The sequence below is a fragment of the Nonomuraea angiospora genome (assembly GCF_014873145.1).
GTDB lineage: Bacteria > Actinomycetota > Actinomycetes > Streptosporangiales > Streptosporangiaceae > Nonomuraea > Nonomuraea angiospora.
Genome location: NZ_JADBEK010000001.1, coordinates 6,770,444 through 6,796,022 on the forward strand (window position 1 = coordinate 6,770,444; position 25,579 = coordinate 6,796,022).

Below are 25,579 nucleotides of genomic sequence, written 5' to 3' on the forward strand. Positions count from 1 at the left end.
CCTATCCCTTCTCTTACGAGACTAGGTCCAGATCTCCTCCCGCGCAGCCGCAGCTGCGCCGCGGGATCAGGGCGGCGCGGGCGGCGAGCGGGGCGGCCGCCTCGTCGAACAGCAGGGCGACGGCCTGCTCGGCCATGGCCTGGAGCGGTTGCTCGGTCACCGTGAGCGCCGGAGCGGTGTGGGCGCTCTCCGGGGTCCCGTCGAGGCTGATCACGGCCAGCCGGTCGGGGACGGCCAGGCCGCGGGCCCAGGCGCCGGACAGGACCCCGATGGCCTGCTCGTCCGTGGCGGTGACCAGGGCGCGCGGCAGGGTGCCGGCGGCGGCGAGGCCGCGGGTCAGGGCGTCCGCCGCGGCCCGCGAGTAGTCGCAGCGCAGGAGCGCCGCGCCGGGGTCGCCGGCGACGGCCGCCTGCCAGGCCGCCCGCCGCACGCCCACGGGCCCCTCGTCGTCGGGGCCGGCCAGGAAGGCGACGTGCCGGTGCCCGTGCCCGCGCAGGTGCGCGACCGCCTCCCGTACGGCGTCCTGGTTGTCGGCCGCCGCCACCGGCGCGCCCGGGGGCCCGTGGTGGACGTAGACGGCGGGTACGCCGGCCGCCTCCGCCACCTCGGCCACGTCGCCCACGGAGTCGGCCGAGACGATCACCAGCCCGTCGACCTGGGCGGCCAGGAAACGCTCGACGAGATGCCGCTGGCGCTGCGCCGAATAGCCGGCGTTGCCGACCAGCGTGAGCAGGTCGCGACCTTCGAGCGCCCGCTCGACGTGCCTGGCCAGGGCCCCGAAGTAGGGGTTGGACGCGTCGGCCAGCACCAGCCCGGCCACGCCCGTGGTGCGCGAGCGCAGCGCGCGGGCGATGCGGTTGGGCCGGTAGCCGAGCTCGGCCGCCGCGGCCAGGACCCGCTCGCGGGTGGCGGCGGCGACGGGACGGGGGCCGTTGTTCATCACATAGCTGACCACCGCCGTCGAGGTCCCCGCTCGGCGGGCCACGTCGGCCAGAGTGCTCGGACGTTTCCTCATGGCGGTTTACATTCTCGCATCTAATCGATTAGATATGCACTTGGCGGTTCTAAACGATTAGACAAGAGGTGACCGTGCTGCCCTTGATCGTCGACACCGACACCGGCTCGGATGACGCGGTGGCGCTGCTGCTGGCCGCCGCCAGCGGCCTGGGCGACGTACGCGCGGTGACGACGGTGGCGGGCAACGTGCCCCTGGCGACCGCCACCCGCAACGCGCTCATCTCCCTGCAGACGGCCGGCCGCCCGGACGTCCCCGTTCACGAGGGCTGCGAGAGCCCCATGACCCGCGCGCTGTCCACCGCCCAGCACGTCCACGGCCAGGACGGGATGGGCGACCTGGACCTCCCCGACCCCCTGGGGGCCGCCGAGCGGGAGCACGCCGTGGACGTCCTGCTGGCCGCGCCCCGCCGCCTCCCCGGCGAGCTGACGCTGGTCACGCTGGGGCCGCTCACCAACCTCGCCGCCGCCCTGCTCCGCGACCGCGACCTGCTCCGCCGGTACCGGCACGTGTACTGCATGGCCGGCGCCGCGGACCTGTGGGGCAACGTCTCGGCCACCGCCGAGTTCAACGTGTGGGTCGACCCCGAGGCCGCCCGCGTGGTGCTCCAGGCCGCCACACCGGACCAGGTGACCTGGATCGGCTGGGACGTCTCGCGCCGGGACGCCGTGATGACCCCGGCGGACCAGCTCCGGCTGGAGCGGATCGGCACCCCCATGGCCACCTTCGCCCACCGCGTCAACCGGACGGTCGCCGAGTGGGCCCGCGACGTCACCGGCCTGTCCGGCTACGACCTGCCCGACCCCGTCGCCATGGCCGTGGCGCTCCGGCCCGAGCTGGCCGTCGAGCGGGAGCGGGCGTACGTGGACGTCGCGCTCGGCGACGAGGCCCGCGGCCAGCTCATCATCGACCGCCGCCGCTCGGCCCCCGCACCCAACCTGACACTGGTGCGGCGGGTCGACGAGACCGCTTTCAAGCAACTGCTCTTCGACACCTGTGAGGGACCGCGATGAACCGGCGTTACGAGTTGCACTGCCACCTCGACGGATCGGTACGCCCGAGCACGATCGCCGATCTGGCCCGCCGCCAGGGCATCACCCTGGAGGCCCCCGTCGAGCAGCTGGTGACGGCGCCCGCCGGGTGCGGCAGCCTGGGCCGGTTCATCACGTACATCGAGGTGCCCCTCCAGGTGCTGCAGACGCCCGACGCGCTGAGCAGGGCCGCCCGCGAGCTGGTGGAGGACTGGAGCGCGGACGGCGTGGTCTACGGCGAGGCGCGCTTCGCCCCGCAGCAGCACGGGCGCCAGGGCATGACCATCGACGAGGCGGTCGAGGCCGTCGCCGAGGGGCTGGCGGCGGGCGAGGCGGCGACGGGCGTGCGTACCGGGCTGCTGCTGTGCTGCCTGCGGCATCAGACGCCGGAGCAGAGCCTGGCCGTCGCCGAGACGGCACTGCGGCACCGCGACAAGGTGGCCGGGCTCGACCTGGCCGGCGACGAGCTGCTGTACGCGGCCACGCCGCACCGGGCCGCGTTCGACCTCGCCCACGCGGCCGGTCTCCCCTGCACGGTGCACGCCGGCGAGGCGGCGGGCCCCGAGAGCATGTGGGAGGCGATCGACGTGCTCGGCGCCCGCCGGATCGGGCACGGCGTCCGCTGCACCGGCGACTCCGCGCTGCTCGAACGGCTGCGCCGCGACCGGATCGCCCTGGACATGTGCCCGATCAGCAACGTGCTGACCGGCGCCGTCCCCGGCATGTCCGAGCACCCCGCGATCCCGCTGCTGGAGGACGGGCTGGCGGTCACGATCAGCACCGACACGCGTACCACCGCCGCGACCACGCTGGAGCGGGAGTTCGCCGGGTGGACGGCCGAGCAGGAGAAGCGCGCCCAGGCGAACGCGGCGGAGGCGGCCTTTCGCCGGGACTGAAAGTTTCACCGGGTCTTGACAGTCTCTGTTGCGAACCTCAACACTCTATGCCGCCCAAAATATGTGACATAACGCACGCTGTTAGCGCTAACACAAAGAGCGGCTCACGGAGGTTTCCGAATGAGACGATTGCGGGCGGCGACGATCGCCCTCCTGATGCTTGTCACCGCGTTCCTCACGACCACCCCGGCGGCCACGGCGGCCACGGCGGCGACCTCAGCGGCGGCGAAGAGCGTCTTCATCCCGGCACGCTGGCAGAGCACGGGCGAGGTGCCGTGGGCCAGTGACCGTACGAAGGAATCCGCGAACTTCATCTTGTTATGGGGCGACCGATCGGGCACGAACCCCAAGGCCGCGCCCTCCCCGTACAACTTCGACCCCGACAACATGCTCAGCCAGCTCGAGAGCCTCTACTCCTTCTACGTGAACACCATGAAGTTCACGCCGGAGACCGGGCTGCTGGCGCAGTACAAGATCATCGTCATCGTCACCAGGACCTGGTCGAACGCGCCGCTCGACGCGTGGGCGACGGGCGGCTCGACCGACGGCAAGGTCGGCGTCATCAACATCGCCCCCGCCGCCGCGCTCCCCGGCTCCTGGGGGCTGGCGCACGAGCTGGGGCACGTGTTCCAGAACTACACGTTCCTCGGCAGGTCCGGCTACGGGTTCACGGACCCGAGCGCGGGCACGTTCTGGGAGACGAGCGCCGAGTTCATGGCCATGCAGGTCTACCCGAAGACGGCGGCGGGCGACCTGACGAGGTTCATCCGCACGGAGAACCTCGCCTACAGCAGCAGCCGGCACCACTACGGCAACTGGATGCTGCTGCAGTACATCAAGGACCGCGACGGCCTGGCCATGTTCAACCGGCTGTGGAACGAGGCCAGGAGCAACGAGCACCCGCTGGAGACCTACCGCCGGATCGCCGGCATCGACCAGGCCGAGCTCAACCGGCGGCTGGGTGAGTACGCCCAGCGCAACGTGACGTGGGACTACTCCAACCGCGCCGACTTCATGCCGTTCATCAACAGCCTGTATCCCTTCGTCACGGCCTACAACGGCGTCGAGGTGCAGGCGGTCAACGCCTCGGCCGGGCACTTCCGCATCTCCGACGCCATCGCCCCCTCCGACTACGGCTACAACAAGATCCGCCTCGTCCCGAGCAGCGACGGCGCGCTCATCCGGATGCGGTTCAGGGGTCACGTCAACTCCGCGGCCGGGTCGGGCTGGTCGTACGGGTTCGTCGCGGTGAAGAATGGCACGCCCCGCTACAGCCCGATCTACAGCTCCTCGAACGGCGAGGTGACCTTCCAGACCCAGGCGGGCGAGAAGGACGTCTACCTCGTGGTCGTCGGCGCCCCGAGCGCCGTGCACAAGTACGCCTTCCTCGACGGCTACCCGAAGAACTACCGCTACCCGTACCAGTTCCGGCTGCAGGGCGCCACGCCGTGGGGTTTCGAGCCTGGTCACGTGAAGCCGGCCGCGCCGGGCGGCGGCCACTGGCACTCCAACGGCGGCGGCTGGGTGGACAACCGCGCCAACGTGGCCGCCACCGCCTACGTCGGCCCCCGGGCCGCCGTGTACGGCAACAGCACGGTCAGCGGCAACGCCCGCATCGAGGACCTGGCCTGGGTCAACAGCGGCGCGACCGTCGGCGGCAGCGCCGTGGTGAAGAACAGCGCGCTGGTCCAGGGCGGCGCCAACCTCGGCGGCAGCGTGGTCGTCGGCGGCGACGCCGAGCCCGCGACGGCCTGCTCCTCGGGCACGTACCTGATGTTCAACCCCGACCGGCGCTGCGACGGCGGCGGTGGCGAGGCGGACGTCAACCCGTCCCACCCGATCTTCAGCGACGCCGACCTCGCCTTCGGCGGCGGGGGCGGCGACCCCACGCCCGTCAACCTGGCTTCGAGCGCGACGCCCTCGGCCTCCTACACCTCGCCCTGGGAGAGCGTCGCCGCCGTCAACGACGGCCTCGTGCCCAGCCCGCGCTGGGGCACCTGGCCGGAGACCGGCACCCAGTGGGCCGAGCTGACCTGGTCCTCGGCCCAGACGATCAAGTCGGCCGAGGTCTACTTCTTCGACGACGGGGGCGGCGTGCGCGTGCCCGCCTCGTGGAAGCTGCAGTACTGGAACGGCAGCGCGTACGCGGACGTGCCCGGGGCGAGCGCGTACGGGATCACGGCCGGGGCCTACAACCCGGTCACGTTCACCGCTGTCAGCACCACCAGGCTGCGGGTCGTGCTGCAGAGCGGCCAGGGCTCGGTCGGCCTCCTGGAGGTCCGCGCCTTCGGCTGATGGGACGCAGGATAATCGGCGCATGGCAGACCCCGTCGAGATAGCGGACCATGACCCGGCCTGGCAGGAGGAGTTCGCCAGGATCGGCGAGGCCCTGCGCCGGCGGCTCGGCGACGTGGCACCGCGGATCGATCACATCGGATCGACCGCGGTGCCCGGCCTGGCGGCCAAGCCGGTGATCGACGTCCAGGTGTCGGTGCGGTCGTTCGAGCCGCCGGAGGCGTTCAGGCCGCCGCTGGAGAGCCTCGGCCTGGTGTACCGGGCGGACAATCCCGACCTGACCAAGCGCTACTTCCGCGAGGCGTCGGGCGAGCGCCGCACGCACGTCCATGTACGCGTGCTGGGCAGCTTCTCCCAGCAGCTCTCCCTGCTCTTCCGCGACTACCTGCGCGCCCACCCCGAAAGCGCGGCCGAGTACGCGGCGGTCAAGCGGCGTCTCGCGGCCGAGTTCCGGCACGAGCGGCACCGATACGTCGAGGCGAAGCGGCCGTTCGTCTGGGACACGCTTCGCCAGGCCGACGGCTGGTCTCAGGTCACCGGCTGGGCGCCGGGGCCGAGCGACGCGTGACTCAAGGGCTGGTCTCGGTCTTGGTCGGTACGTCGTCGTACTCGACCGCGTAATCCTGCTTCGACCGGTCCTTCAAGGCGAACGCCGCAACCACGCTGATCAGCGCACATATCGCCATATAGACGGCTACGGCGAACGAGCTCTGGTACGTCGCGTACAACCAGACCGCGATCAGCGGCGCGGGCCCGCCCGCCGTCACCGAGGCCAGCTGGTAGCCGAGCGAGGCCCCGCTGTAGCGCAGCCGCCCGGTGAAGCTCTCGGCGATGAACGTGGCCTGCGGGCCGTACTGGATGTCGTGAATGGGCGCCGCCAGCACGATGGCCAGCAGGACCAGCGAGGGGACGCGGGTGTCCAGCAGCGGCCAGTAGACGAACGACCAGACCACCATGGCCGCGGCCCCGATGATGTACAGCTTGCGGCGGCCCACGAGGTCCGAGACGTATCCCCAGAAGGGCACGGTGAACAGCGACACGATCCCGGCGGCGATGACGTACGGGTAGATGTCACCCGCCTTGAACCCGAGGGTCTTGGTGGCGTACGTGAGGATGAAGACGGTGAAGATGTAGAACGGCGCCTGCTGCCCGGTCCGGAGCAGCGCGCTCAGCACGATCTCCCGCCAGTTCCTGACGATGACCTCGCGCACCGGGACGCGTTCGACCCGGTTCTCCTGGAGGACCTTGGTGAAGACCGGCGTCTCCAGGATGCCGAGCCTGATGTAGAGGCCGACGCCGGCCATCACGATGCTGAGCAGGAACGGGATGCGCCAGCCCCAGTCGGGGTCGAGCGGCTGGAACACCTCAAGGGCCAGGTAGCCGAGCACGAGCCCGACGGGCACCCCGAACTGCGGCCAGCTCCCCAGGAACCCGCGCCGCCCGCCGCGCGACTTCCCCCACTCGGTGGCCAGCAGCACGGACCCGCCCCACTCACCGCCGACGCTGATGCCCTGCAGCAGCCGCAGCACGGTCAGCAGGATGCCGCCCCAGATGCCGATCTGCTCGTACGTCGGCACCAGCCCGACCAGCGCGGTGGCGATACCCATGCTCAGGAGCGTGATGATGAGCGTGGCCTTGCGGCCGATCCGATCGCCGTAGTGCCCGAAGATCGCCGCCCCGATCGGACGGGCGGCGAATCCGCCGAAGTAGGTGCCGAGGGACAGGAGCAGGCCCGTGGTCGGGTCGCTCTTGGGGAAGAACAGCTCCGCGAAGATCGTGCTGGCGGCGAAGCCGTAGAGGAAGAAGTCGTACCATTCGATCGAGGTCCCCACGGCGGAGGCGATCACCGCCCGGACCAGTTGCCTTCTCGTCTGCTGCTGACCTGTCGCGTCGGGTCGCTGCTCCTCTGCCATCTACCGCTCCTCGGTAGGTCTTACCTTTCCCGCGACGTTACATGACGCAACATTGACGGTCACGATGCTGCTTTTAGAAGTATTTGGGGGCCAGGTCAGTGGTGGGCCACGTCTTCACGGTGCCGATCGCCGCACCGAGGATGGGGTCGATCGCGTCGAAGTCGAGCGTGCCCTCCTCCTCCCTGCGGTTGAAGATCGCGCAGTAGCTGACGCCGTTCTGCACCCGCGCGAGGAAGCTGTACGTGCCGGGCATGCTGCCGGTGTGCCAGGTGTTCAGCCCTCCGGCGTTGTTGTCGCGCACGTTCCAGCCGAGGCCGTACCAGGAGCCGCCGGCGGTCACGCCGGTCTCGGGCTTGGCGAATATCCGCGAGATCGACGTGGCGTTGAGCACGGGCCCGGCGGCGTTGAAGACGAAGCCCCACTTGACCAGGTCGACGGCCGAGGCGAGCCAGCCGCCGTTGGCGTCCTGGTTGGGCATGTTGAAACCGCCGTAGGGGTACGGCACGACGGCGCCCGACTGGTCCACGACGCTCTTGTGGGTGTACTTCGAGGCGTAGGTCACCTCGGTGGAGAAGGCCTCGGAGCGGAGGCTGCGGCCGAGGCGCGGCCGGGTGATCCCGGCGGGTGCGAGGAGCTTCTGCCGCACGTACGACTCGTAGCTCGTGCCGGAGACCTTCTCGATGATCCGCCCGGCCAGCATGTAGCCGTAGTTGCTGTAGGCGTACTTCGTGCCCGGGTCGAAGTCGAGCTTCCTCGCGGTGACGTACTTGATGATGTCGGCGTGGCTGATCGGCAGCGGCGCGTCCAGCGACGCGGAGATCGTGTAGTCGTTCCACAGCGGGTCGCCCGACACGCTCGAGTCCCAGCCGCCGAGGTGCTGGAGCAGGCGCCACAGGGTGACGTTCGCCAGCCGGGGGTCCGCCGTGGTGGACAGCCCCAGCACGGAGGCCACCTTGGCGCCCAGGGTCAGCTTGCCGTCCTGGACCAGCCGGACGATCGCGGCCGCCGTGATGTTCTTGCTGAGGCTGGCGACCCGGAACAGGGACGTCGGCTGCACCCGCACGATGGGGGCGCCCGGCTTGGAGTAGAAGCCGTAGCCGCGCGCGAGCAGGATCTTGCCGTTCTTGGCGACCGCGAGCTGGGCGCAGGAGATGTCCCGTTCCGTGATGAACGTCTTCATCGCCTTGTCGAACCCGGCCATCGCGCTCGGCACGACACCCGTGGTCAGCGGCTCGGCCACGGCGGCCGAAGCGGGACGTGCCCCCAGCGCGATCGCCGGCACGGCACCCGCGCCCGCCTGGAGAAGCCGTCGGCGGCTGAACATGGTCACATTTCCCCCAATTGTCACAAATGCCTCAAGACTAACCCTCGACGGACAGCCGCCGCTCCAGCGTGGTCCGCAGCGCCCAGGCAGCCTCCCGCAGTGCGGTCGCCAGGGCCCAGGCGGCGCTGCAGCACGGTCCGCAACGGCCGGGCAGCCACTACAGCGCTCGGTGGCGGTGCTCAGGCCGCCTCCGCGGCGCGGAAGGTCTTGAGCGCTTCCCGGCCGAAGTAGGAGCCGTAGCTGGTGGTGCTGTTGCGCAGCGCGTGGGTGGAGATCTGGGTGACGCACCGCTTCGTACCGGCCGACGGGGTGGGCACGAGGTCCACCTGCTCCTGCGCGGCGTACGACGTCACACTCCTGGGCCACTCTGTCGGTGCCGCGCTTCATACTCGCCATCAAGCACCGATCTTTCAGGAGGCGCCCATGGCGAGGGGATCCAGACGGGGCAACAAGCGGCGGAAGTCGAGCGATCTTCGAGTGATGGCACTGGTGGGAGCCGGTGTCGTGATCACTTTCGTGGCCTACTTCATCACCCGATATCCGGGATGGGCGATGGCCATCACCATCGTCCTGATCGCGGCCCTGAGCGGCGGGCTCTTCCTGCGGCACCGGGTCATCCAGGCCCGCCGCCTGCAGTTCCTGGCTGCCAACGCGGCCCTGGAGAAGGTCGACCTCATGACCGGGCCGCAGTTCGAGCAGCTGGTCGCCGAGCGCATGATCGCCCAGGGGTTCCGGCGGGTGCGGATCCGGGGCGGTGCCGGGGACGGCGGGGTGGACATCACGGCCGTCGCGCCCGACGGCACGCGATGCGCCGTCCAGTGCAAGCGCTACAACAAGAGCGTCGGCGCACCGGCGGTCCGCAACTTCCTCGGCGCCCTGGCCAACGCCTTCAACGGGCACACCGGCGTGCTCATCACCTCGGGGCGACTCACCCGCCCGGCGCGAGAGGAGGCGACCAACGCGCGCCAGAGGCTGCTGCTCGTCGACCGCGACCTGCTCGCCGATTGGCTGACCGGGCGGTTAGCGCTGCTGGCCAAGCCGGCACCGCTGGTCGAAGGCGACGAGCCGGCGACCTGAACAGCGGCGAGCGGAGCGATCAACCAGCTCGGGCGGCCCCCAAAGGACACACGCCCGAGGTCAGGCGGAGTCGCCGCTCGTCACGGAGACGAAGCCGGAGCCGGCGCGGTAGTTGGGTGACTGGTGGCGGAAGTAGGTGTTGTAGACCTCGCAGTAACGGCCCCCGCGAGCCAGCAGGGTCGCGTGGTCGCCCTCCTCCACGATCCGTCCGTGATCCAGCACGATGATGCGGTCCACGTGCTCGATCGTCGAGAGCCGGTGCGCGATGACGATCGAGGTGCGACCGGCCAGCACCAGGTCGAGGCCCTCCTGGATCTGGGCCTCGGTCAGCGGGTCGACGCTGGCGGTGGCCTCGTCCAGGACCACGATCGCCGGGTCCTGGATCAGCAGCCGGGCCAGCGCGACGAGCTGCCGCTGCCCCATCGACAGCGCCCGCCCGTGCTCGCCCACGTCCGTCTCCAGCCCGTGGGGCAGGGCCTCGATCCAGTCGCCGCCGCCCACCGCGGCCGCCGCGGCGCGTACCTCGTCGTCGCCCGCCTCCGGCCTCGGGTAGCGGATGTTGTCGGCGACCGTGCCGCTGAACAGGAACGGGGCCTGCGGCACCGCGCCGATCTGGCTGCGGTAGGCGCCCAGCTCAAGGGTGCGGATGTCGCGCCCGTCGATCAGCAGGCGGCCTTCCTGGAACTCGTAGAAGCGGGTGATCAGCTTGCTGAGCGTCGACTTCCCGGCGCCGGTGTGACCGACCAGCGCCACCGTCTCGCCGGCCTCGATGCGCAGGTCGAAGTCGCGCAGCACGGGGCTGGCGGCGTCGTAGCCGAAGGTGACGCCCTCGAACTCGATGCGCCCGGCCAGCCTGCCCGGCGGCTCGGCGGCGCTCTGCACCACCCGCGGCGGGGCGTCGATCAGGGCGAAGACGCGCTCGGACGCGGACAGCCCCTGCTGGAACTGCGACCAGAACGCGGCGATGGACGTCAGCGGGAACCAGAAGAGCGACACGCCCTGCAGGAACAGGTACCAGTCGCCCGCCGAGAGCCCGCCGTCGAGCACCTGCGCGCCGCCCAGCCGGACCAGGCCCACCGTCGCCAGCCCGGCCACCAGGAAGAGCACGGGGAAGATGGTGGAGAAGACGAACCCCTGCCGGAGCGTCACCTGGTAGCTCTGCCGGTTGATCGGCCGGAACTCGTCGTAGACCTGCTGCTCCTGGCGGAAGTTCTTGGCGACCGCGATGCCGCCCATGGTCTCCTGCAGGTTGGCGTTGACGCGGCTGAGCGAGCGCTGCGCCCTGCGCGTGCTGATCCTGGCCAGCCGCCGGAACATCAGCGCCAGGCCCACCACGATCGGCACCACCAGCAGCGTCAGCAGGGCCAGCTCGACGCTGCGCACGAAGAGCAGGACCGTGACGAAGCCGACCATCAGCACCTGGCTGATCAGGTCCATCGTCAGCGTGGAGACGGTGGCGAAGTCGTCGGTGTCGGACGTGACCCGGCTTACGATCTTGCCGGACGGGGTCTCGTCGTAGAACGACAGGTCGCGCTCCAGCACCGCGTCGAACGCGTCCTCGCGCAGCCGGAGCACCACGTCACCGGTGACCTGCGCGCTGTATTTCTGCCGGATGAAGTTGAACACCCACGAGAGCACCCCGGTGGCCAGGATGCCCGCCACCAACTGCCAGCCGACCGCGCCGATGGTGCCATCGGAGACCGCGTCGACGGCCAGGCTGCCCAGCGCCGGCACGGCCGCCTGGCTCGCGGACAGCAGCACGATCATGGTGGCGACCAGGACCATCGACCCCAGCTTGGGCCGGAAGTACGACATGATGCGGCGCAGCAGGGCACGGTCGCTGTAGGTGCGGTCGTAGTCCTCGGCGTCGAGGCCGTCCATGATGAAGCCCATCAGCGCACCCCGCCCTGCTCCGCGGCCAGCACCCCGTCCACGTCACCATCACCGTCCAGCTCGACCTCGTCGTAGTGCGCGAAGATCCGGCGGTAGAGCCGGCTGCGCGCGATCAGCTCGTCGTGGGTGCCGAAGTCGACCACTTCGCCGCGTCTGAGCAGCAGCACCTTGTCGGCCCAGCGGATCTGCGAGAGCCGGTGGGTGATCAGCAGCGTGGTGCGCCCTTCGAGGATGCGCCCGATGGCCTGCTGGATCCTGTCCTCGGTGGCGGAGTCGATGGCGCTGGTCGAGTCGTCGAGCACGAGGATCGCCGGATCGGTCAGCAGCGCCCGCGCGATGGCCAGCCGCTGCCGCTGCCCGCCGGAGAGCGTGACCCCGCGCTCCCCGATCACGGTCTCGTAGCCGTCGTCCAGCTCGGCGATGAACTCGGCGGCCTGGGCGTCCTCCGCCGCCCGCACCACGGCCTCCTGATCGGCCCGCTGCCCCAGGCTGAAGGCGATGTTCTCGGACACGGACCGCGAGAACAGCACGATGTCCTGCTCGATGGTGGAGATCTGGGACCGCAGCGAGTCGAGGTCCCAGTCGCGCACGTCCACGCCGTCGATGAGGATCCGCCCGGAGGTGACGTCGTGGATCCGCGGCACCAGCTTGGTCAGCGTGCTCTTGCCGGAGCCGGTCTCGCCGACGATCGCCACCGTCTCCCCCGGTTGCACGGTGAACGACACCCCGCGCACCGCCGGATCCTCGTCGTCCTCGTAACCGAACGTCACGTCCTCGAAGACGATCTCCCCGCTGATCGGCGCGGCGTGTCCCTCGGCCCGCTGCTCGATCTCGCTGTCGGAGGTGACGACGCTCAGGATCCGGCGAGAGGACACGATGCCGATCTGGATCAGGGAGAACGTGAAGATCGACATCTGCGTCGGGAACCCGAGCTGGCCCATGAGCCCCATGAACGCCACCAGCTCGCCGATGGTGATCGCCCCGATGCCCTGGAGGTAGAGGGCGTGCCACAGCGCCCCGGCCATGGCGAAGGAGAACAGCAGGGTGGGCAGGTAGCGGGCCTGGACCAGCCCGTTGCGTACGAAGAGGTCGCGGTAGAGCCGCGCGTCGGCCCGGAAGCGCCGCCGCTCCTGCGCCTCCTGCGCGGTCACCTTGATCACCTCGATGCCGCGCACGGCCTGGTTGAGCCCGGCGTTGAGGTCGCCGAACTGCTCGCGCATGCGCGTGGCCACCGGGTTGAGCTGCCGCATGTAGTGCCAGAGCGCGATCGCGAACACGACGGCGAACAGCCCGGGGGCCAGCAGCAGCCGCGGATCGATCGCCGCGATGAAGAAGAGGGGCACCAGCCCGGTGAGCCCCGAGTCCACGATCAGGTCGACCCCGGGCGTGATCATGATGGAGAGCTGCCGGATGTCGTTGGCGGCCCTGGCCATCAGATCGCCGACCCGCTGCCGGTTGTGGAAGGTCTGGCTCTTGCCGAGCAGGCTCACGTAGAGCTCGTCGCGCGCGTCCCGCTCAAGGCGCTTGGCCAGCACCTCGCTCGACAGCCTGGCCACGAGGTCGAACAGCCCCCGCGCCAGCACGATCGCCAGCAGCGCGAGCGCGATGAAGCCGAGCGCGTCGAGCGGCTCGCCCCGCTGCCCCAGCACGGCGTCGAAGGCGTCGCCGGTGAACTGCGGCACCATGGCGTTGAGCACCACCATGACCAGCGACCCGCCGAGGAACCCGAGCAGGTGCACCGGATGCCGGCGAAGGTGGGACCAGAGCCAGCGCACCGGGCCGCGCCGGTTGTAGCTCGGGCCGGAGACAGAGAACTCCGAACTGCTGGTGGTCACTGGCAGGCCCTCCCCCGGGCACGAGCACGTGCGTCTCGAACCTGCTTTCTATCACCGGGCGCCGACAGTTTCCCAGCTGATTTTCACCGGGCCCGGCCGGCGTGCGGACGGCCCCAAATGAAAGGTCCGATATCCGCCGTCGTCCCGCCTCCCGATCGGGCCAAGATGAGCGCCATGATCGAACATCCCCCTGGTCAGGCGTACGAGATCCGCGCCGGCCGGCACGTCTGGGTCGAGCGGCACGGGGACGGCGACGCCGTCGTGCTGCTCGCCGGGCTGGGCCCCGCGGGGTCGCATGTGATCTTCCACCCGCACTTCGACGCCCTGGCGGCGGACCACAGCGTGATCTACGTCGACCTGTTCGGCCGCGGCCGTTCCGGCCGCCCTCAGGACCTCTCCGAGATCACCTTCGCCGACGACGTCGCCGACGTGGCCGCGCTGCTCGGACAACTGGGCCCCGCCCACCTGTACGGCTTCTCGTACGGCGGGCTGATCGCGCAGGCGATCGCCCTGGACCACCCCGCCGTGGCGCGTACCGTCACCTTGGCCAACACCCTGCACAGCCCCGAGATGTGGCAGCTCAATCACGCCAACATCAACCGCGAGCTGGCCACCCAGCTCCCCGAGGTGTGGGAGCGGATCCAGGAGCTGCGGCTGGACGGGCTGCGCTCCACGGACGAGCCGCTCAGGCGCGAGTTCGCCAAGGCGGCGGCCCTGGTCCGCTTCTACGACCCGGCCAACGCCGCCCTGCTGGCCGACGAGCCCGGCGCCAGGAACCAGGAGCTTTATCCGATCTTCTGCGGCGACGCCGTCGATTTCGTGATCGGGGGTGAGGTGGCCCGGATCCCGGACTTCCGGCCCCGGCTCAAGGAGATCGGCGTTCCCCTGATGGTGCTGGCCGGCCGGTACGACCGGGCGCTGCACCCGGCGCTGCAGCGCGACTTCCGGCGCTTCGCGCCCCAGGCCCGGTTCCACATGCTGGAGCGCAGCGGCTCGTTCGGCCACGTCGAGGAGACGGAGACCGTCCACTCGCTGCTGCGGGACTTCTGGCGGCAGGCATGACCGCCATCACGGAGACGGCCCACCGCGACTTCGGACGGCAGGCATGACCGCCGTCACGCAGACGGCCGGGCGTGCGGCCCGCCGGGATTTCGGGCTGCTGTGGGCCGGGCAGTCGTTGTCGCTGTTCGGGGACCAGTTCATGACGCTGGCGCTGCCGCTGCTCGCGGTGACGGTGCTGGGCGCGACTCCGGCGCAGGCCGCGTTGCTGCCGTTCGCCATGTTCCTGCCTTTTCTGCCGCTGGGTCTGCCGGCCGGCGCCATCGTGGACCGGTTGCCCCGCCGTACCGTCATGCTCGTCTGCGACGGCGTGCAGGTGATCTCGTTCGGCGCGATCTGGGTCACGGCGGTCACCGGCGTGCTGAGTTTCCCCCTGCTGTTCGCGCTGGTGCTGGTGAGCGGTTGCGCGGTGGTGTTCTTCCAGGTCGCCTACACCTCGTACCTGCCCGGGCTCTTCCCCGACCCGGGCGAGCTGCACACCGGCAACACCCGCCTGGCACTGTCGGAGTCGTCCGCCAAGGCGGTCGGGCCGATGGCCGCGGGGCCGCTCATCGGGCTGCTCGGCGTGGCCGGCGCGCTCCTGGCCAACACCCTCAGCTTCGCCGCCTCGCTCGTGACGCTGGTCGCGATCCGGCACCGCGAGGCGCCGCCCGCCGTCACCGTGCGGGAGCGGGGCTGGGTACGGCGGGACGTCGCGGCCGGGCTCAAATTCGCGCTCGGGCATCCGGTTCTGGAGCCGGTCATCGCCTGCGGCACCGTTTACGTGCTGTTCCTGTCCATGGTCGAGACCAGCCTGGTCCTGTACTGCCGCAACGTCCTGAGCCTGTCGCCACAGTGGATCGGGATCGTGGTGGGCGCCGCCGCGGCCGGCTACCCGATCGGCAACCTCGCCTCGGCCTTCCTCATCAGGCGTCTGGGCAGCCCGCGCGCGCTCATGCTCGCCGCCACCGTTTCAGTGCTGGGCATCGTGGCCATGCCCGCGCTGGGGGCGGCGCACGGCAGCCTGGGAGCCGCCGGCCTGGTCATCGGCAGCATCGTGCACTGCGTGGGCGAGGGCGCGTTCAGCCCCATCTCGCTGACCCTCCGCCAGACCCAGACCCCGCCCGAGCTCCTCGGCCGGGTCTCCGCCGTACAGCGGTTCCAGCTGTGGGGCGCGGTCGCGCTCGGCGCCCTGCTCGCCTCCGTGGCCACCGCGCTCGCCGGGCTGGAGACGACGGTGTGGATCGGCGCGCTCGGCACGATCCTGTGCCTGCCCGCCCTGCTGCGCCGCGGCATCCGCACCGCCGTGCTCGCCCGTGCCGTCTGATCAGGCCCGGACGGGGCCACGGGCCTGGCCCGTGGCCCCGTGTCGATCAGCAGCCGCCCCGGTTGTACACCCTGAACACGTTGCTCCACCTGCCGACGTACCTCGACTCACCCGCCGGCACGCAGAAGTAGGTGTTTCCGCCCAGCAGGTAGGTCACGAAGATGTTCTCGCCGGCGCCGGTGCAGTTCTTGTACATGGCCGCGTCGCCGTCCCGGTACATGCCGCAGGCGGCTGCCAGGTGGCTGCGCTCGCTGACGGCGGTGGCCGCCGGGGTGGCGGTGACAAGCGTGGCGCTGACGGCCGCGAGGACGGTCAGGAAGGTGACGGGGGACGAGTTCTTGATTTTGACTGGCATGGTGTGGACTCCTGTTCTGGTTCTGTGACCGCCCTGGATCGCTGGGCGTCAGGCTCAGGAAAGCCAGCGTGGTCAGGTGTCCAACAGAGGCCCGGACACACCCGTCCAGGCTCGGACAGCACTCCGCCGTCGAGATCTTTCCCGCGTTCGAGCGGGTGGTGGTCGGGTACGGGCTGTCGGTCCCGTCCGACCCGCAGGTGATGCACAGGGCCGCGGACGGCTGGAGCGCCTTCGGAGACGGCGTCCACGCCGCGGGCGCGACGGCGAAGGCGCAGCACGACAGCGTGTCCGCGGCCAGTTGGCAGGCGCCGGCACGGGAGCTCTACGGGCAGCAGGTCGCCGGCTACGCCATGGGGTCGGACACCGCGGCCGGCTCCGCCCACGACCTCTCGTGGCTGCTCAGGGTGCTGGCCAACCTCTTCGCCCTCGGATCGATGTCCAGCCGGCTCACCCCGCCCCGCGCGGTGCACTCGACCGCGACGAGACCGTCGGCGGCCGTCGCCCGCCCGACCGCCGCCGCGACCCCTTTTGACCCTGAGGTCAGCGCCTGCGCTTCTTGCCGTGACCGGAACGGCGGCCGCGCGCCCCCGGCCGGGGCCCCTGCACGAAACGGAGCGTGCGGGAACGGGTGAGCAACGGCTCGGCCACCAGCCTGCGTAGCTCGTCCATGCCGACCGTGGCGGGATGGCCGGATCGCGTCACCGCCTCGATGATCTGTGGCGCCTCCCTGCCCGCCATCTGGCCGAGCTGTGTCACGACCTCCTCCGGGCCGGCCACCTCCAGCAGGTTGAGCAGGCCTTCGGTCATGAGCAGGAGTTGCTCGGAGGAGGAGAGATCGTCGGGGCCCACGGCTCCGGCGTCGTGCAGCAGGGTGATGGCGATGGGCGCGAGCACGCGGTCCCCGCGCAGGCCCGCGAGGAGCGACCGGCCGCCGGGATGGGTTTCCACCAGGGTGGTGAGCATGGCGGACGCGCGGGTGCGGAACGGGCAGGCCCGTATGGCATCCAGCAAAGGCTCGGCGTCCCCGCCGTGTGCGGCGAGCCAGCCCCCCAGCTCGGTCGCGGCCTCCTCCGGCGGGTAGTGCTCCGCGAGCACGCCGAGCAGCTCGCCCGGCGCGGCCTGCGCCAGCTCGCCCACCAGCGGTGCGTCCCGGCCCTCGGCGAGCATCCGCTCGCGCACACCCCGCATGCCGAGCGGTGTCAGGCTCACGAGCAGACCCGGCTCGGCGAGGATGGCACGCAGCCGGGTCCGGGCGTCGAGCGGCAAGGGCTGTTCTTCGTCGTCATCACCCAGGTCGCTGAGGTAGAGGGCCTCGGCGACGCCGTGGCTCAGCTCCACCGCGCCGAACTCGGCCAGGGCCTCCAGCGCCGCGACCAGGTCGTCGTCGACCTTCCGCCGCCACAGGTCATGCGTCCGATCGCCCGGCATCAGGTATTCGCGGCAGGCCAGCCAGACCGTCTCCTGGAGGCGGGCCACGGGGACCTGGCCCGGGAGGCCGTACACGCTGTTCAGTACGTCCGCCATCACCTCGTCGAAAACCTCCGCCAGCGGCGACTGGACGTCCCACCCCGAGGCGGAGGCGCCGATCGCCGGGCCGAGGTCGAAGAAGACCTCGAAGGCCCGTGACCACAGGCGTTCCGGATCGCGCAGCAGGGGTGCGGCCTTGGCCACCCGCAGGAGGCGGCCTTTGCTCACGCGGACCAGGCGGGCGGCCTTCGCCCATTCGACGACGAGGTGCAGCTTGGGCATGTGCGTGGCGCTGCGAACCTTGAGGTCCTGCTCGCCGGTGCCGAGAAGCTCGGCCAGCTCGCGGGCGTCGGCCACGCGAAGGTTTCCGGCACCGGTCAGCGGCCGGCCCTCCGCTCCGGCCCAGTCGGCCAGTGCCGCCAGCCTCCGCACGGTCTCGCTCCGCGCCGCGGCGGCGGCGATCTCCGGCGCGGGCGGCAGGACGATGGGCGGCTGCGGGAACGCCCGTTCCTCGTCGGGCCCCAACCCGACGAAACGGGCCTCCACCACCTTGTCGAGCACGTCCGCGTCGTACGCCACCCGCCCCGCGTCGACATCGCGCTGGAACTTCGTCAGAGCCTTGTGGTCGCCCGGGTCGACACCGTTGTCGATGGCCACCTGCGCCCAGAACCTCGCCAGCCCTTGGCGGTACGGGTCCGCCAAAGCCGCTGGATAGTCCTTCACGGCCTCGGCCACGGCTTTCTCCAGCTCGGCCGTCGTGGCGCCGCGCGGGTCGCGGATGCCGGTCGCGTCGAGGTAACGCAGCAGCGTGATCAGGCTTTGCGGGGCGGCCTCGAGGTCCTCCCGGGGGGCGGCGACGTACCGGGGGATCCACTCCAGCAGGAACCGCCGCACCTGTGCGCCATCCCAGAAGGCCAGCCGTCCGTCCCTGCTGCGATGGCGGGAGTCCAGGGCCGCCGTCAGCACCAAACCGTCGGCGGCCAGGCCGCGGTCGCCGGCCCAGTCCAGGCAGCGGCGGATCAGCAGATCCTTGGCCGCCTCGAACTCCTCTTCCTGGTCCGGCTCGAAAAAGGTCCGCATGACTCCCCACCGTGGTTCCGGTTGCCCCGGGCTCGAAGCCGCGCGGGCCGATGACTCCCCATGATGAACCATCGACGGAACGTACGCGCCCTGCGTGGAACGCGGTTGCCGTGAACACGTCGCGGAAAACCCGGCGCACGCCGTCCCATCTGTCTGCCATCAGACGCTGATGCGCCCGGAGCAGCATCGCCCGCCACCGTCAAAGCGGCGTCATCGTCCAGCACGGCGCATGAGGGCGGGCAGCGTGAGATTCGGCTCGTGCGTCAAGCCGATCGAATCTGTCACCGTTCGATGGCACACTGTGACGGTGGCCAAAGTCAGGTACTTCAACACCACCGGACCGTGCGACCCCCGGCTCCACTACGTGCTGCCGTCGCAGCCCCGGCTGCCGCAGGCGCGCGAGTTGATCGACCTGGATCGCTTCTTCGTGCTCCACGCTCCGCGTCAGTCGGGCAAGACAACCATGCTGCATTCCCTGGAGCATGAGCTCACCAAGGAAGGCGCCGCCGTGGCGGTGATGATGTCCTGCGAGACGGCGTCCGTGGCGGGCGACGACTACGAGGCCGCCGAGCGGATCCTGCTGGACGAGCTCCGTTGGAGCAACAACTCAGCGCCCACCGCCTGGCCTGACGCCGCTCCGGGTGCGCGGCTGGGCGCCGCTCTCAAGGCGTGGGCGGCCCAGTGCGAGCTCCCGCTCGTGTTGCTCATCGACGAGATCGACGCGCTGTACGGGGAGAGCCTGATCGCGGTCCTGCGGCAACTACGCATCGGCCACAACAATCGTCCCAGAGGTGTTCCGTTCCCCAACTCCGTGGTGTTGTGCGGGCTGAGGGACGTACGGGACTACAAGATCGCCTCAGGCGGCGACCCCACCCGGCTCGGCGCGATCAGCCCCTTCAACATCGCGGTCAGGTCGCTTCGCCTGGGCGACTTCACCCCGGAGGACGTCAGGGAGCTGTACGGCCAGCACACCGCGGAGACCGGGCAGGAGTTCACCAAGGAAGCCATCACCGCGGCCTTCGAATTCACCCGCGGACAACCGTGGCTGATCAACGCGCTGGGTTGGGAGATCACCTGGGGCATGCGGGTCCCCCCAGAGGAGCCGATCACTGCCGGGCACATGGAGGAGGCCAAGGAGCGACTGATCCGCGACCGCGCCACCCACCTGGATTCTCTTGTCGCCAAGCTGCACGAACCCCGGGTCAAGCGAGTGCTCGAACCGGTGCTCGCAAGCACGCCGGTCGACCTCGACGGGACCTTCGAGGACGACTTCTCCTACGTGCGTGATCTCGGCCTGGCGGCCCGGGGGCGCGTGCTCGAAATCGCCAACCCCATCTACCGCGAGGTCATCCTGCGCGTGCTGGGTAGCGGCGCGGAAGCCATCATCCGGGAGGATTCGCGGTCTTTCGTCTTCCCCGACGGCCGTCTGGACCTGCTCAAGCTGCTGCGTGAGTTCACCGCCTTCTGGAAGCAGCACGGCGAGACCCTGGTCCGTGGCGCCGCCTACCACGAGGCCGCATGCCAGATCATCCTCATGGCCTACCTGCACCGGATCGTCAACGGCGGCGGCTTCCTCGACAGGGAGTACGCGGCGGGCACCGGACGGCTGGATGTCTACCTGCGCTGGCCGTACGGCGAGCGGCAGGTGCAGCGCGAGGCCATGGAGCTCAAGGTCTGGCGGCCCGGCCAGCGGGATCCGCTGGCCGAGGGGCTCACGCAGCTCGACCGCTATCTGGACCGGCTTGATCTCGACACCGGCTACCTGGTGATCTTCGATCGCCGTCCTGAAGCATCACCGATGGAGGAGCGCGTCCGCTTCGACCAGGACCGCACCCCGGCGGGGCGACAGGTCACCGTTCTACGGGCGTGAAGGGCGGCCCCGTCCCGAGCCCACTGCAGATCGGATTTCTGCGATGTCATCCCTTGCTCGGGCGGATCTGACGGATGCGCAATGGACGACGCTGAAGCCATTGCGGTGGCCGTCAGACGCAATCCGGATTCGGTAAGTCGAGCGACTACCGGAGCGCGGCGCGGTCGTCTTCGGTCTGCACGGCTGATGACGCAGGTGCTTCGGCGACCCTGACGGCCCGTCGCCAGAGCACCAGCGCACAGACCGTGGACAGGAGCGCGAAAGCGCCGAGGCTGGCGAAACCGGCCCCCGCGCTGGTGTGATCGGTAACGGTGGCCACGAGCAGCATGACGACGACGGTCGCGGCGAGCCCGCCGCCGTTGGCGAGGCCGAATACCCGGCCCACCTCCGCGAGATCGGCCCGGGCCATCAGCAGGTTCCGCGAGGAGATCCTCGCCTGACCGAAGACGAACGCGCCCATGGGTACGAGCACGGCCAGCCCAGCGACGCCCAGTTGCCCCTGAGCGACCATGAGCAGGCTGCACGCGAAGAAACCCACCCCGGCGATGCGCAGATCGGAGTACCGCTGGGCGAACAGCCGGTATCCGGCGGCGGCAGCGAGGAAGCCGAGGCTGCCCAGGGCGTCGATGGCCCCGAAGGTGCCCGCGCCGCGATTGAGCTCGACCAGGACATACATCGGCAGGAGGGCGTTGAAGACGGTGACCACGACGCTGCCCTGCGCGTACAGCAGGATCAGGCTGCCCATCGGAAGCGGAGGACGGCCCGGGCCCGCGACCTCGACCGGCTCGGGGGCGAGCCCGCCGACAGCTCCCGTACGGCCGATGGCGGTCACGCACAGGGCCGAGACGGCGAAGGTGGCCGCGTTGAAGACGAGCAAGGGGACGGCGCCGAAGACCTGGACGGCGATCCCGCCGACGGTGGCGGACAACAACATCCCGGCCTGCGTGGCCATCTCATAGCGGCCGTTGAACCGCCGCAGAACATCACCACCGGGAACCCGCTCCTTGATCAGCGCCGCACTCGCCGGCACGAAGATCGCGCCGACCAGGGCGAGCGCGAAGTTCGCGGCGTAGATGCCGACCTCGGCCGCACCGCCCGCGGCCAGCCACAGCGGCAGGCCGAGCGCGACGACCGCGCTCACCATGTCACAGGCGACCCACAAGGCGCGGCGCTCCAGGCGGTCCGCGAGTCGTCCCAGATACGGGGACAGAACGGCCTGCGGCAGCGCGACGGCGATGAACAACCAGCCCACGGCCATCATGGTCTGCTGCTCCCTGGCCAGCAGCAGCGCGCCGGTGATGAGCTGGACGTTGTTGCCGAGCGCGGTGGTGAAGGCCGCGGCGATGAGCAGCCGCATGGTCGTGCGATGGGGGATCTGAACGGGCATGCGCACATTCTCCGCATCTTCACTGACATCAAATGTCAGTGATAATGCGACCGGGGATCCCGTAACGACCGCACTCCCCCGCGAGATGAACCTCTACCGCCGCTACTTCGACCTTGTCGCCAACGGCTCAAAGACCATCGAGGTTCGCGTCCAATACCCCAACCTGCGCAACCTCAAGGCCGGCGACCATATCCGGTTCGTCTGCGGCCACGACGACGCCCTCACCCGCGTCAAACGCGTCACCCGCTACACCAGCTTCGAGGAGATGCTCGATACCGAGGGCCCTGAAAAGGTCAACCCGACCTGCCCCCGCGACCGGCAACTCGCCGACATCCGCCGCATCTACGGACCCGAGAAGGAAGCCCTCGGTGTCCTGGCCATCGAGATCGAACTCGTCTCCGAACCCACACGCTGTGAGGTGCCGCGGTGATTCCGGACAGCCGTCTTATGGTCGTAGCCTATGCGGCCATTTGAGTTGAGAAGAACTCGTTTGAGCACCTCCAGAGGCAGCCGGTAGCCGAGCGCCGAGTGCGTCCGGTTCGACCAGGACCGCACCCCGGCGGGGCGGCAGGTCACCGTTCTGCGGGCGTGAAGAGCAGCCTGCGACCGTAAGTGGCCTTTGAGACTCGGAGCTGACCCCGTTCTCGGCTCATTGCCGCTCACCCAGCACGGAAACGCTCGTAGCGCTCCTCAAGAAGGCCGGAATTCGGGCGATCGGCACGTCGCTGAGGAAGGGTGAGCCTGAGGTTGTGCATCGCCTGGAGCCCGTGCTTGAGCATCGGCCCGTCGATCTCTTCGAGAATGTCAGTGCGCACCTCGATGACGTAGTCGGGCCGGACACCGAGAATGTTCTCGTCGTAAGCCGCATGGTGGATCTTGCAGAGGGAAACCCCGTTGGACACGGCAGGGACACCTCGCGTGTCGCGGTCAGGAATGATGTGTGCGGCATCGAGGAGTGATCGGTGCCGCAGGCGACACATTGCGCAGGCGCTCTCGTATGCCTGGATTACCCGCTGGCGAAACACCGGCTGATGTAGCCGTTGCTTGGTAATCCTCTGGGAGTAGCGGCGTTCGATCTCGCTGGTCACGGTGTCGACCGACAGGTGCCGCTGAGCCTCGTCCAGCGCAACCGCGACCTGAGACTGTTCGGGCTCGACAGCGACGATCCAGACGGGAAAGAAGGGCAGATACAGACCCTGCTTGATGCCGAAGAACCACATCAGTGGCACTCTGTGCTCGAAGGCAACTCGCAACCCAACATTGGTGTAATGCTTAGGATTGCCCTGGAATTTGTATCGCAGTAATCCGTCATTGCCCACGGCATCCTCGTACGGCGCTCGTGCACCGTCGGAGGTATAGGTGGTCAGGATCGACAGTGCAGCGGCCATGCCCTGGGGCTTGCGGATACCCAATTGGTTGTCGATCAACGGGAACGCGTGGCCCTCAAACTGGAACCCAAGAAGTTCGCTACGCGAAACGACCGGATCTTCGGGCGTGCATCGCAGACGGAGCCATGCCATGGCCGCAGCCCGTACCCGGCTGTCCAAGTCGTCGTGCGGTGATGTGATCACATTCGAGTTTCTACACCTAAGAGTAGTGCACTGCTAGATGCTCGCACCGACGCTTGCGCCTAGCTCTCGGATGCCGTTGCGTCGCTGGGCCGGCTGACGAAAGTGCCCTTGCCGAGGACTGAATAGAGTGTGCCGTCCGCGAGCAGGGCGTTCAGCGCCCGTCGGGCTGTCCCTTTGGACACGCCCAACTCCACTGCCAACCGCGGCTCGCCAGGGACCGGCATGCCGGGCCGGTACTCCCCTTCTGCGATCCTGCGCCGGATCTCATTTACCACGGCTTGCCAGCGCAACTCATCGGGATTGAAGTCCATGCAGGCAACGCTAGGAACCCATAGGTGCCCTTTCAGTCTCAGGGGTACCCATGGGTACCCCTAGGTAGGACTAGGAAGGTTGAGATAGCATTCGAGAAGCGACGGGCCCGCTCAGCGATGCAAGCGCTGGGCGGGCCCTTGATCGGACACGGGAGGTCCGACCCATGGGTGACTCAATCACAGACTTGCGGTTCACGCCCCTGCTGGCGACAGACGTCCAGGCCGTGCTGGAGAGACACGGCTATCGGCTGCCTTCCGAAGGCGACCACGTAAACGAGCTCGTCATTGCTCGCGTCGGCATCGCCCTCAAGAACCTCGTCGAGGTCTTCGAGGGGAGGACCCGATGACCCGGCGAGACGAGATCGCCGACTTCCACGGGCCGCACGTCCACCTGCCCAAGCCAGACCGCATCAAGCTCACCTGGAACGAACCAGCCAACCGAGCCCCGCGCATCCGCGTGGTCTCGCACACCTGCGAGTGCAAGATCACGACGTACGAGCTGTGCAGCGCCGCCGGCCAGGGTTTCATCCGCCGTACAAACCGGAAGAACGGCACCGTCCGCGAAACCGCCTGGACGTTGACCGCAGCCGCCAGACACACCTTCGATCAGATCCTCCAGGGCGACGCCCGATGAGAGCAGCGCGGGCGACGCCGGCGGGGGCGTCTCCGTTCCTCACCTCTGCCAAGCGTCCGCCGTTCCGTCAACCTGACCTCGCTCCCGCACGCTGCCGGGCACCAAGGGGCGCAAAGGAGTCAGAGGACATGAGGACCTTCACCGTGACCATCGCCGGCACGGAACGGTTCGACGGAGAGGCGCCTTACACCTGGGTCGTGGAGGCCACCGACGTGACGAGCGCGATGAACAAGGCCCTGGCTTACCACGCACTCTCACAAGACCAGCAACTGTGTGATCTGGAAATCGACCCTCTTCGCACCTTCGAGGGCTCTCCCCCAGAAAACTGCGCCTACCACTGGAACGACCTACGACCCACCGCTCCCGAAGCGGACGGCGCCCGCGGACAAGACTGATTCGTGGTAGTAGCGGGCGCTCAAGCACAGAACCGAGGTACACGCTCGCTCGGGAGACGAACCTCTACCGCCGTTACTTCGACTTGGTCACCGCCGGCTGCCAGGTGTTCACCCGTCTGCGACGAGGCGGGCCAGGGGTGTGGTGGGGAGGGCGATCCAGCCCTCCGTGGTCGCCGGGCCCGCCTGCTCCCCCGTCGGTACGGTGACCAGGCCGAGGGCGGCGGCGCGGGCGGCGAGGGCCGAGATGACGGCGTCGGTGGCGTGGTCCGAGGCGCGGCAGAGGGGCTCGTGTTCGCCCAGGTCCAGCCAGGGCGCGGCCTCCTGGAGCCGGTCCACGAGGTGGCCCAGCTCGGCCAGGTTGGCGGTGCGCTTGTAGCCGCGGTGCGGCAGGCCCCACTGCTTCAGGCAGGCCGCGGGGTAGACCTCCACGACGGGTCCGGCGCCGCTCCGGTCGACCGGGTGGTCTCGGCGGGCGAGCTCGGCCAGGAGGGCGGCGCAGCGCATGGTGGCGTGGGCGATGCGGTCGGCCGACACGCTCAGCGGGGTCAGGCCGGTCTGCTGGTGTACGACCTGGTCGGTGACCCGAAGCGCCAGGTCGCGGCGCCAGGCCCGGCCCGCCAGGCCCGGCGGCACCTGGACGTGACCGGTGCGGTGGGCGGTTACGAAGTCGACGAACCGGTCCGGCCAGCCGAGCGGGCAGTCGATCCCCGCCTTGTCCGCGTCCATGATCGCCTCGACGATCAGGGCGTCGTCCGCCCCGGCCACCACCCTGACGAGCCGCGCGCGTCCGGCCGACCAGTCGAGCCAGGCCACCGCGGTTCGCACCGCCTCCGCGGCGAGATCGACGCCGGCCGTCACCATCCGG

At 69.7% G+C, this 25,579-nt stretch carries 25 protein-coding genes; 13 read left to right on the forward strand and 12 right to left on the reverse strand.

The genetic code is table 11. The annotated features are described in order from the left end of the window. Positions 1-13 precede the first annotated feature (13 nt). Positions 14-1,015, reverse strand: a complete 1,002-nt coding sequence (locus H4W80_RS30570) for a LacI family DNA-binding transcriptional regulator (protein WP_192788244.1) — start codon at positions 1,013-1,015, stop codon at positions 14-16. Positions 1,016-1,089: 74 nt separating this feature from the next. On the opposite strand from H4W80_RS30570, the gene H4W80_RS30575 reads away from it, so the two are divergent. The 4 genes from H4W80_RS30575 (at position 1,090) to H4W80_RS30595 (ending at position 5,805) form a co-directional block, all read left to right on the forward strand. Then, the gene (locus tag H4W80_RS30575) at positions 1,090-2,028 is read left to right on the forward strand and encodes a nucleoside hydrolase (protein WP_318787137.1); all 939 of its coding nucleotides are present in this window, start codon (positions 1,090-1,092) and stop codon (positions 2,026-2,028) included. Further along, positions 2,025-2,942 carry an adenosine deaminase gene (gene add / locus H4W80_RS30580; protein WP_192788246.1) on the forward strand — a complete coding sequence of 306 codons (918 nt, stop codon included), beginning with the start codon at positions 2,025-2,027 and terminating at the stop codon, positions 2,940-2,942. Before H4W80_RS30575 ends, add begins: the two co-directional genes overlap by 4 nt. A 120-nt stretch (positions 2,943-3,062) precedes the next feature. Further along, entirely contained in the window at positions 3,063-5,237 is a 2,175-nt protein-coding gene (locus H4W80_RS30585; RefSeq protein WP_225963749.1) for a DUF6055 domain-containing protein, read from the forward strand. Between the two features lie 22 nt (positions 5,238-5,259). Next, positions 5,260-5,805 (forward strand): GrpB family protein, encoded by a 546-nt coding sequence (locus tag H4W80_RS30595; protein WP_192788247.1) that lies wholly within the window; start codon positions 5,260-5,262, stop codon positions 5,803-5,805. A 1-nt stretch (position 5,806) separates the two neighbouring features. Here H4W80_RS30595 and H4W80_RS30600 read toward each other — a convergent pair whose 3' ends face one another. From H4W80_RS30600 to H4W80_RS30610, 3 genes are all read right to left on the reverse strand, one after another. Beyond that, positions 5,807-7,150, reverse strand: coding sequence for an MFS transporter (locus H4W80_RS30600; protein ID WP_192788248.1), 1,344 nt, complete (start codon positions 7,148-7,150; stop codon positions 5,807-5,809). Positions 7,151-7,223: 73 nt separating this feature from the next. Next, the gene (locus tag H4W80_RS30605; RefSeq protein WP_225963750.1) at positions 7,224-8,474 is read right to left on the reverse strand and encodes a serine hydrolase domain-containing protein; all 1,251 of its coding nucleotides are present in this window, start codon (positions 8,472-8,474) and stop codon (positions 7,224-7,226) included. Positions 8,475-8,653: 179 nt separating this feature from the next. Continuing rightward, a complete protein-coding gene (locus H4W80_RS30610; RefSeq protein WP_192788250.1) occupies positions 8,654-8,827 on the reverse strand; it encodes a hypothetical protein in 174 nt (57 codons plus the stop codon). A 127-nt stretch (positions 8,828-8,954) separates the two neighbouring features. Here H4W80_RS30610 and H4W80_RS30615 point away from each other — a divergent pair, with 127 nt between their 5' ends. Next, positions 8,955-9,551, forward strand: coding sequence for a restriction endonuclease (locus H4W80_RS30615; RefSeq protein WP_192788251.1), 597 nt, complete (start codon positions 8,955-8,957; stop codon positions 9,549-9,551). A 60-nt stretch (positions 9,552-9,611) separates the two neighbouring features. Here H4W80_RS30615 and H4W80_RS30620 read toward each other — a convergent pair whose 3' ends face one another. Further along, complete coding sequence (locus tag H4W80_RS30620; protein WP_192788252.1) at positions 9,612-11,444, reverse strand: ABC transporter ATP-binding protein; 1,833 nt, start codon at positions 11,442-11,444, stop codon at positions 9,612-9,614. Further along, positions 11,444-13,279: an ABC transporter ATP-binding protein gene (locus H4W80_RS30625; RefSeq protein WP_318787138.1), complete on the reverse strand. Its 1,836-nt coding sequence runs from the start codon at positions 13,277-13,279 to the stop codon at positions 11,444-11,446. The genes H4W80_RS30620 and H4W80_RS30625 overlap by 1 nt, the downstream gene beginning before the upstream one ends. 174 nt (positions 13,280-13,453) lie before the next feature. Between H4W80_RS30625 and H4W80_RS30630 the strand changes: the two genes are divergently transcribed. Together H4W80_RS30630 and H4W80_RS30635 are read left to right on the forward strand one after the other, a co-directional pair. Next, a complete protein-coding gene (locus H4W80_RS30630) occupies positions 13,454-14,341 on the forward strand; it encodes an alpha/beta fold hydrolase (RefSeq protein ID WP_225963751.1) in 888 nt (295 codons plus the stop codon). 43 nt (positions 14,342-14,384) lie between these two features. After that, positions 14,385-15,644, forward strand: a complete 1,260-nt coding sequence (locus H4W80_RS30635) for an MFS transporter (RefSeq protein WP_192788253.1) — start codon at positions 14,385-14,387, stop codon at positions 15,642-15,644. A gap of 46 nt (positions 15,645-15,690) precedes the next feature. Here H4W80_RS30635 and H4W80_RS30640 read toward each other — a convergent pair whose 3' ends face one another. Continuing rightward, complete coding sequence (locus H4W80_RS30640; protein ID WP_192788254.1) at positions 15,691-15,999, reverse strand: hypothetical protein; 309 nt, start codon at positions 15,997-15,999, stop codon at positions 15,691-15,693. Positions 16,000-16,067: 68 nt separating this feature from the next. Here H4W80_RS30640 and H4W80_RS30645 point away from each other — a divergent pair, with 68 nt between their 5' ends. After that, positions 16,068-16,631, forward strand: a complete 564-nt coding sequence (locus H4W80_RS30645) for a hypothetical protein (protein ID WP_192788255.1) — start codon at positions 16,068-16,070, stop codon at positions 16,629-16,631. On the opposite strand, the gene H4W80_RS30650 is transcribed toward H4W80_RS30645, so the two are convergent. Continuing rightward, entirely contained in the window at positions 16,540-18,546 is a 2,007-nt protein-coding gene (locus H4W80_RS30650) for a hypothetical protein (RefSeq protein WP_192788256.1), read from the reverse strand. The two genes, H4W80_RS30645 and H4W80_RS30650, sit on opposite strands and share 92 nt — an antisense overlap. 307 nt (positions 18,547-18,853) lie before the next feature. Between H4W80_RS30650 and H4W80_RS30655 the strand changes: the two genes are divergently transcribed. After that, complete coding sequence (locus tag H4W80_RS30655) at positions 18,854-20,416, forward strand: ATP-binding protein (RefSeq protein WP_225963752.1); 1,563 nt, start codon at positions 18,854-18,856, stop codon at positions 20,414-20,416. A gap of 145 nt (positions 20,417-20,561) precedes the next feature. Here the strand turns inward: H4W80_RS30655 and H4W80_RS30660 are convergent, their stop codons facing one another. Beyond that, positions 20,562-21,803 (reverse strand): MFS transporter, encoded by a 1,242-nt coding sequence (locus H4W80_RS30660; RefSeq protein WP_192788257.1) that lies wholly within the window; start codon positions 21,801-21,803, stop codon positions 20,562-20,564. On the opposite strand from H4W80_RS30660, the gene H4W80_RS30665 reads away from it, so the two are divergent. Then, the gene (locus tag H4W80_RS30665) at positions 21,802-22,233 is read left to right on the forward strand and encodes an ASCH domain-containing protein (protein WP_192788258.1); all 432 of its coding nucleotides are present in this window, start codon (positions 21,802-21,804) and stop codon (positions 22,231-22,233) included. The genes H4W80_RS30660 and H4W80_RS30665 overlap by 2 nt on opposite strands. Positions 22,234-22,462: 229 nt before the next feature. Here the strand turns inward: H4W80_RS30665 and H4W80_RS63845 are convergent, their stop codons facing one another. Next, positions 22,463-23,374: an HNH endonuclease gene (locus H4W80_RS63845; protein WP_318787139.1), complete on the reverse strand. Its 912-nt coding sequence runs from the start codon at positions 23,372-23,374 to the stop codon at positions 22,463-22,465. Between the two features lie 59 nt (positions 23,375-23,433). Further along, positions 23,434-23,685, reverse strand: coding sequence for a GntR family transcriptional regulator (locus H4W80_RS30675; RefSeq protein WP_192788259.1), 252 nt, complete (start codon positions 23,683-23,685; stop codon positions 23,434-23,436). Between the two features lie 164 nt (positions 23,686-23,849). Between H4W80_RS30675 and H4W80_RS30680 the strand changes: the two genes are divergently transcribed. From H4W80_RS30680 to H4W80_RS30690, 3 genes are all read left to right on the forward strand, one after another. Next, entirely contained in the window at positions 23,850-24,032 is a 183-nt protein-coding gene (locus tag H4W80_RS30680) for a hypothetical protein (RefSeq protein WP_192788260.1), read from the forward strand. Next, positions 24,029-24,319, forward strand: a complete 291-nt coding sequence (locus H4W80_RS30685) for a hypothetical protein (RefSeq protein WP_192788261.1) — start codon at positions 24,029-24,031, stop codon at positions 24,317-24,319. Before H4W80_RS30680 ends, H4W80_RS30685 begins: the two co-directional genes overlap by 4 nt. A gap of 128 nt (positions 24,320-24,447) precedes the next feature. Next, a complete protein-coding gene (locus tag H4W80_RS30690) occupies positions 24,448-24,714 on the forward strand; it encodes a hypothetical protein (RefSeq protein ID WP_192788262.1) in 267 nt (88 codons plus the stop codon). 108 nt (positions 24,715-24,822) lie between these two features. Here the strand turns inward: H4W80_RS30690 and H4W80_RS30695 are convergent, their stop codons facing one another. Further along, positions 24,823-25,575, reverse strand: a complete 753-nt coding sequence (locus H4W80_RS30695) for a DUF429 domain-containing protein (RefSeq protein WP_192788263.1) — start codon at positions 25,573-25,575, stop codon at positions 24,823-24,825. Between the last annotated feature and the right edge of the window lie 4 nt (positions 25,576-25,579).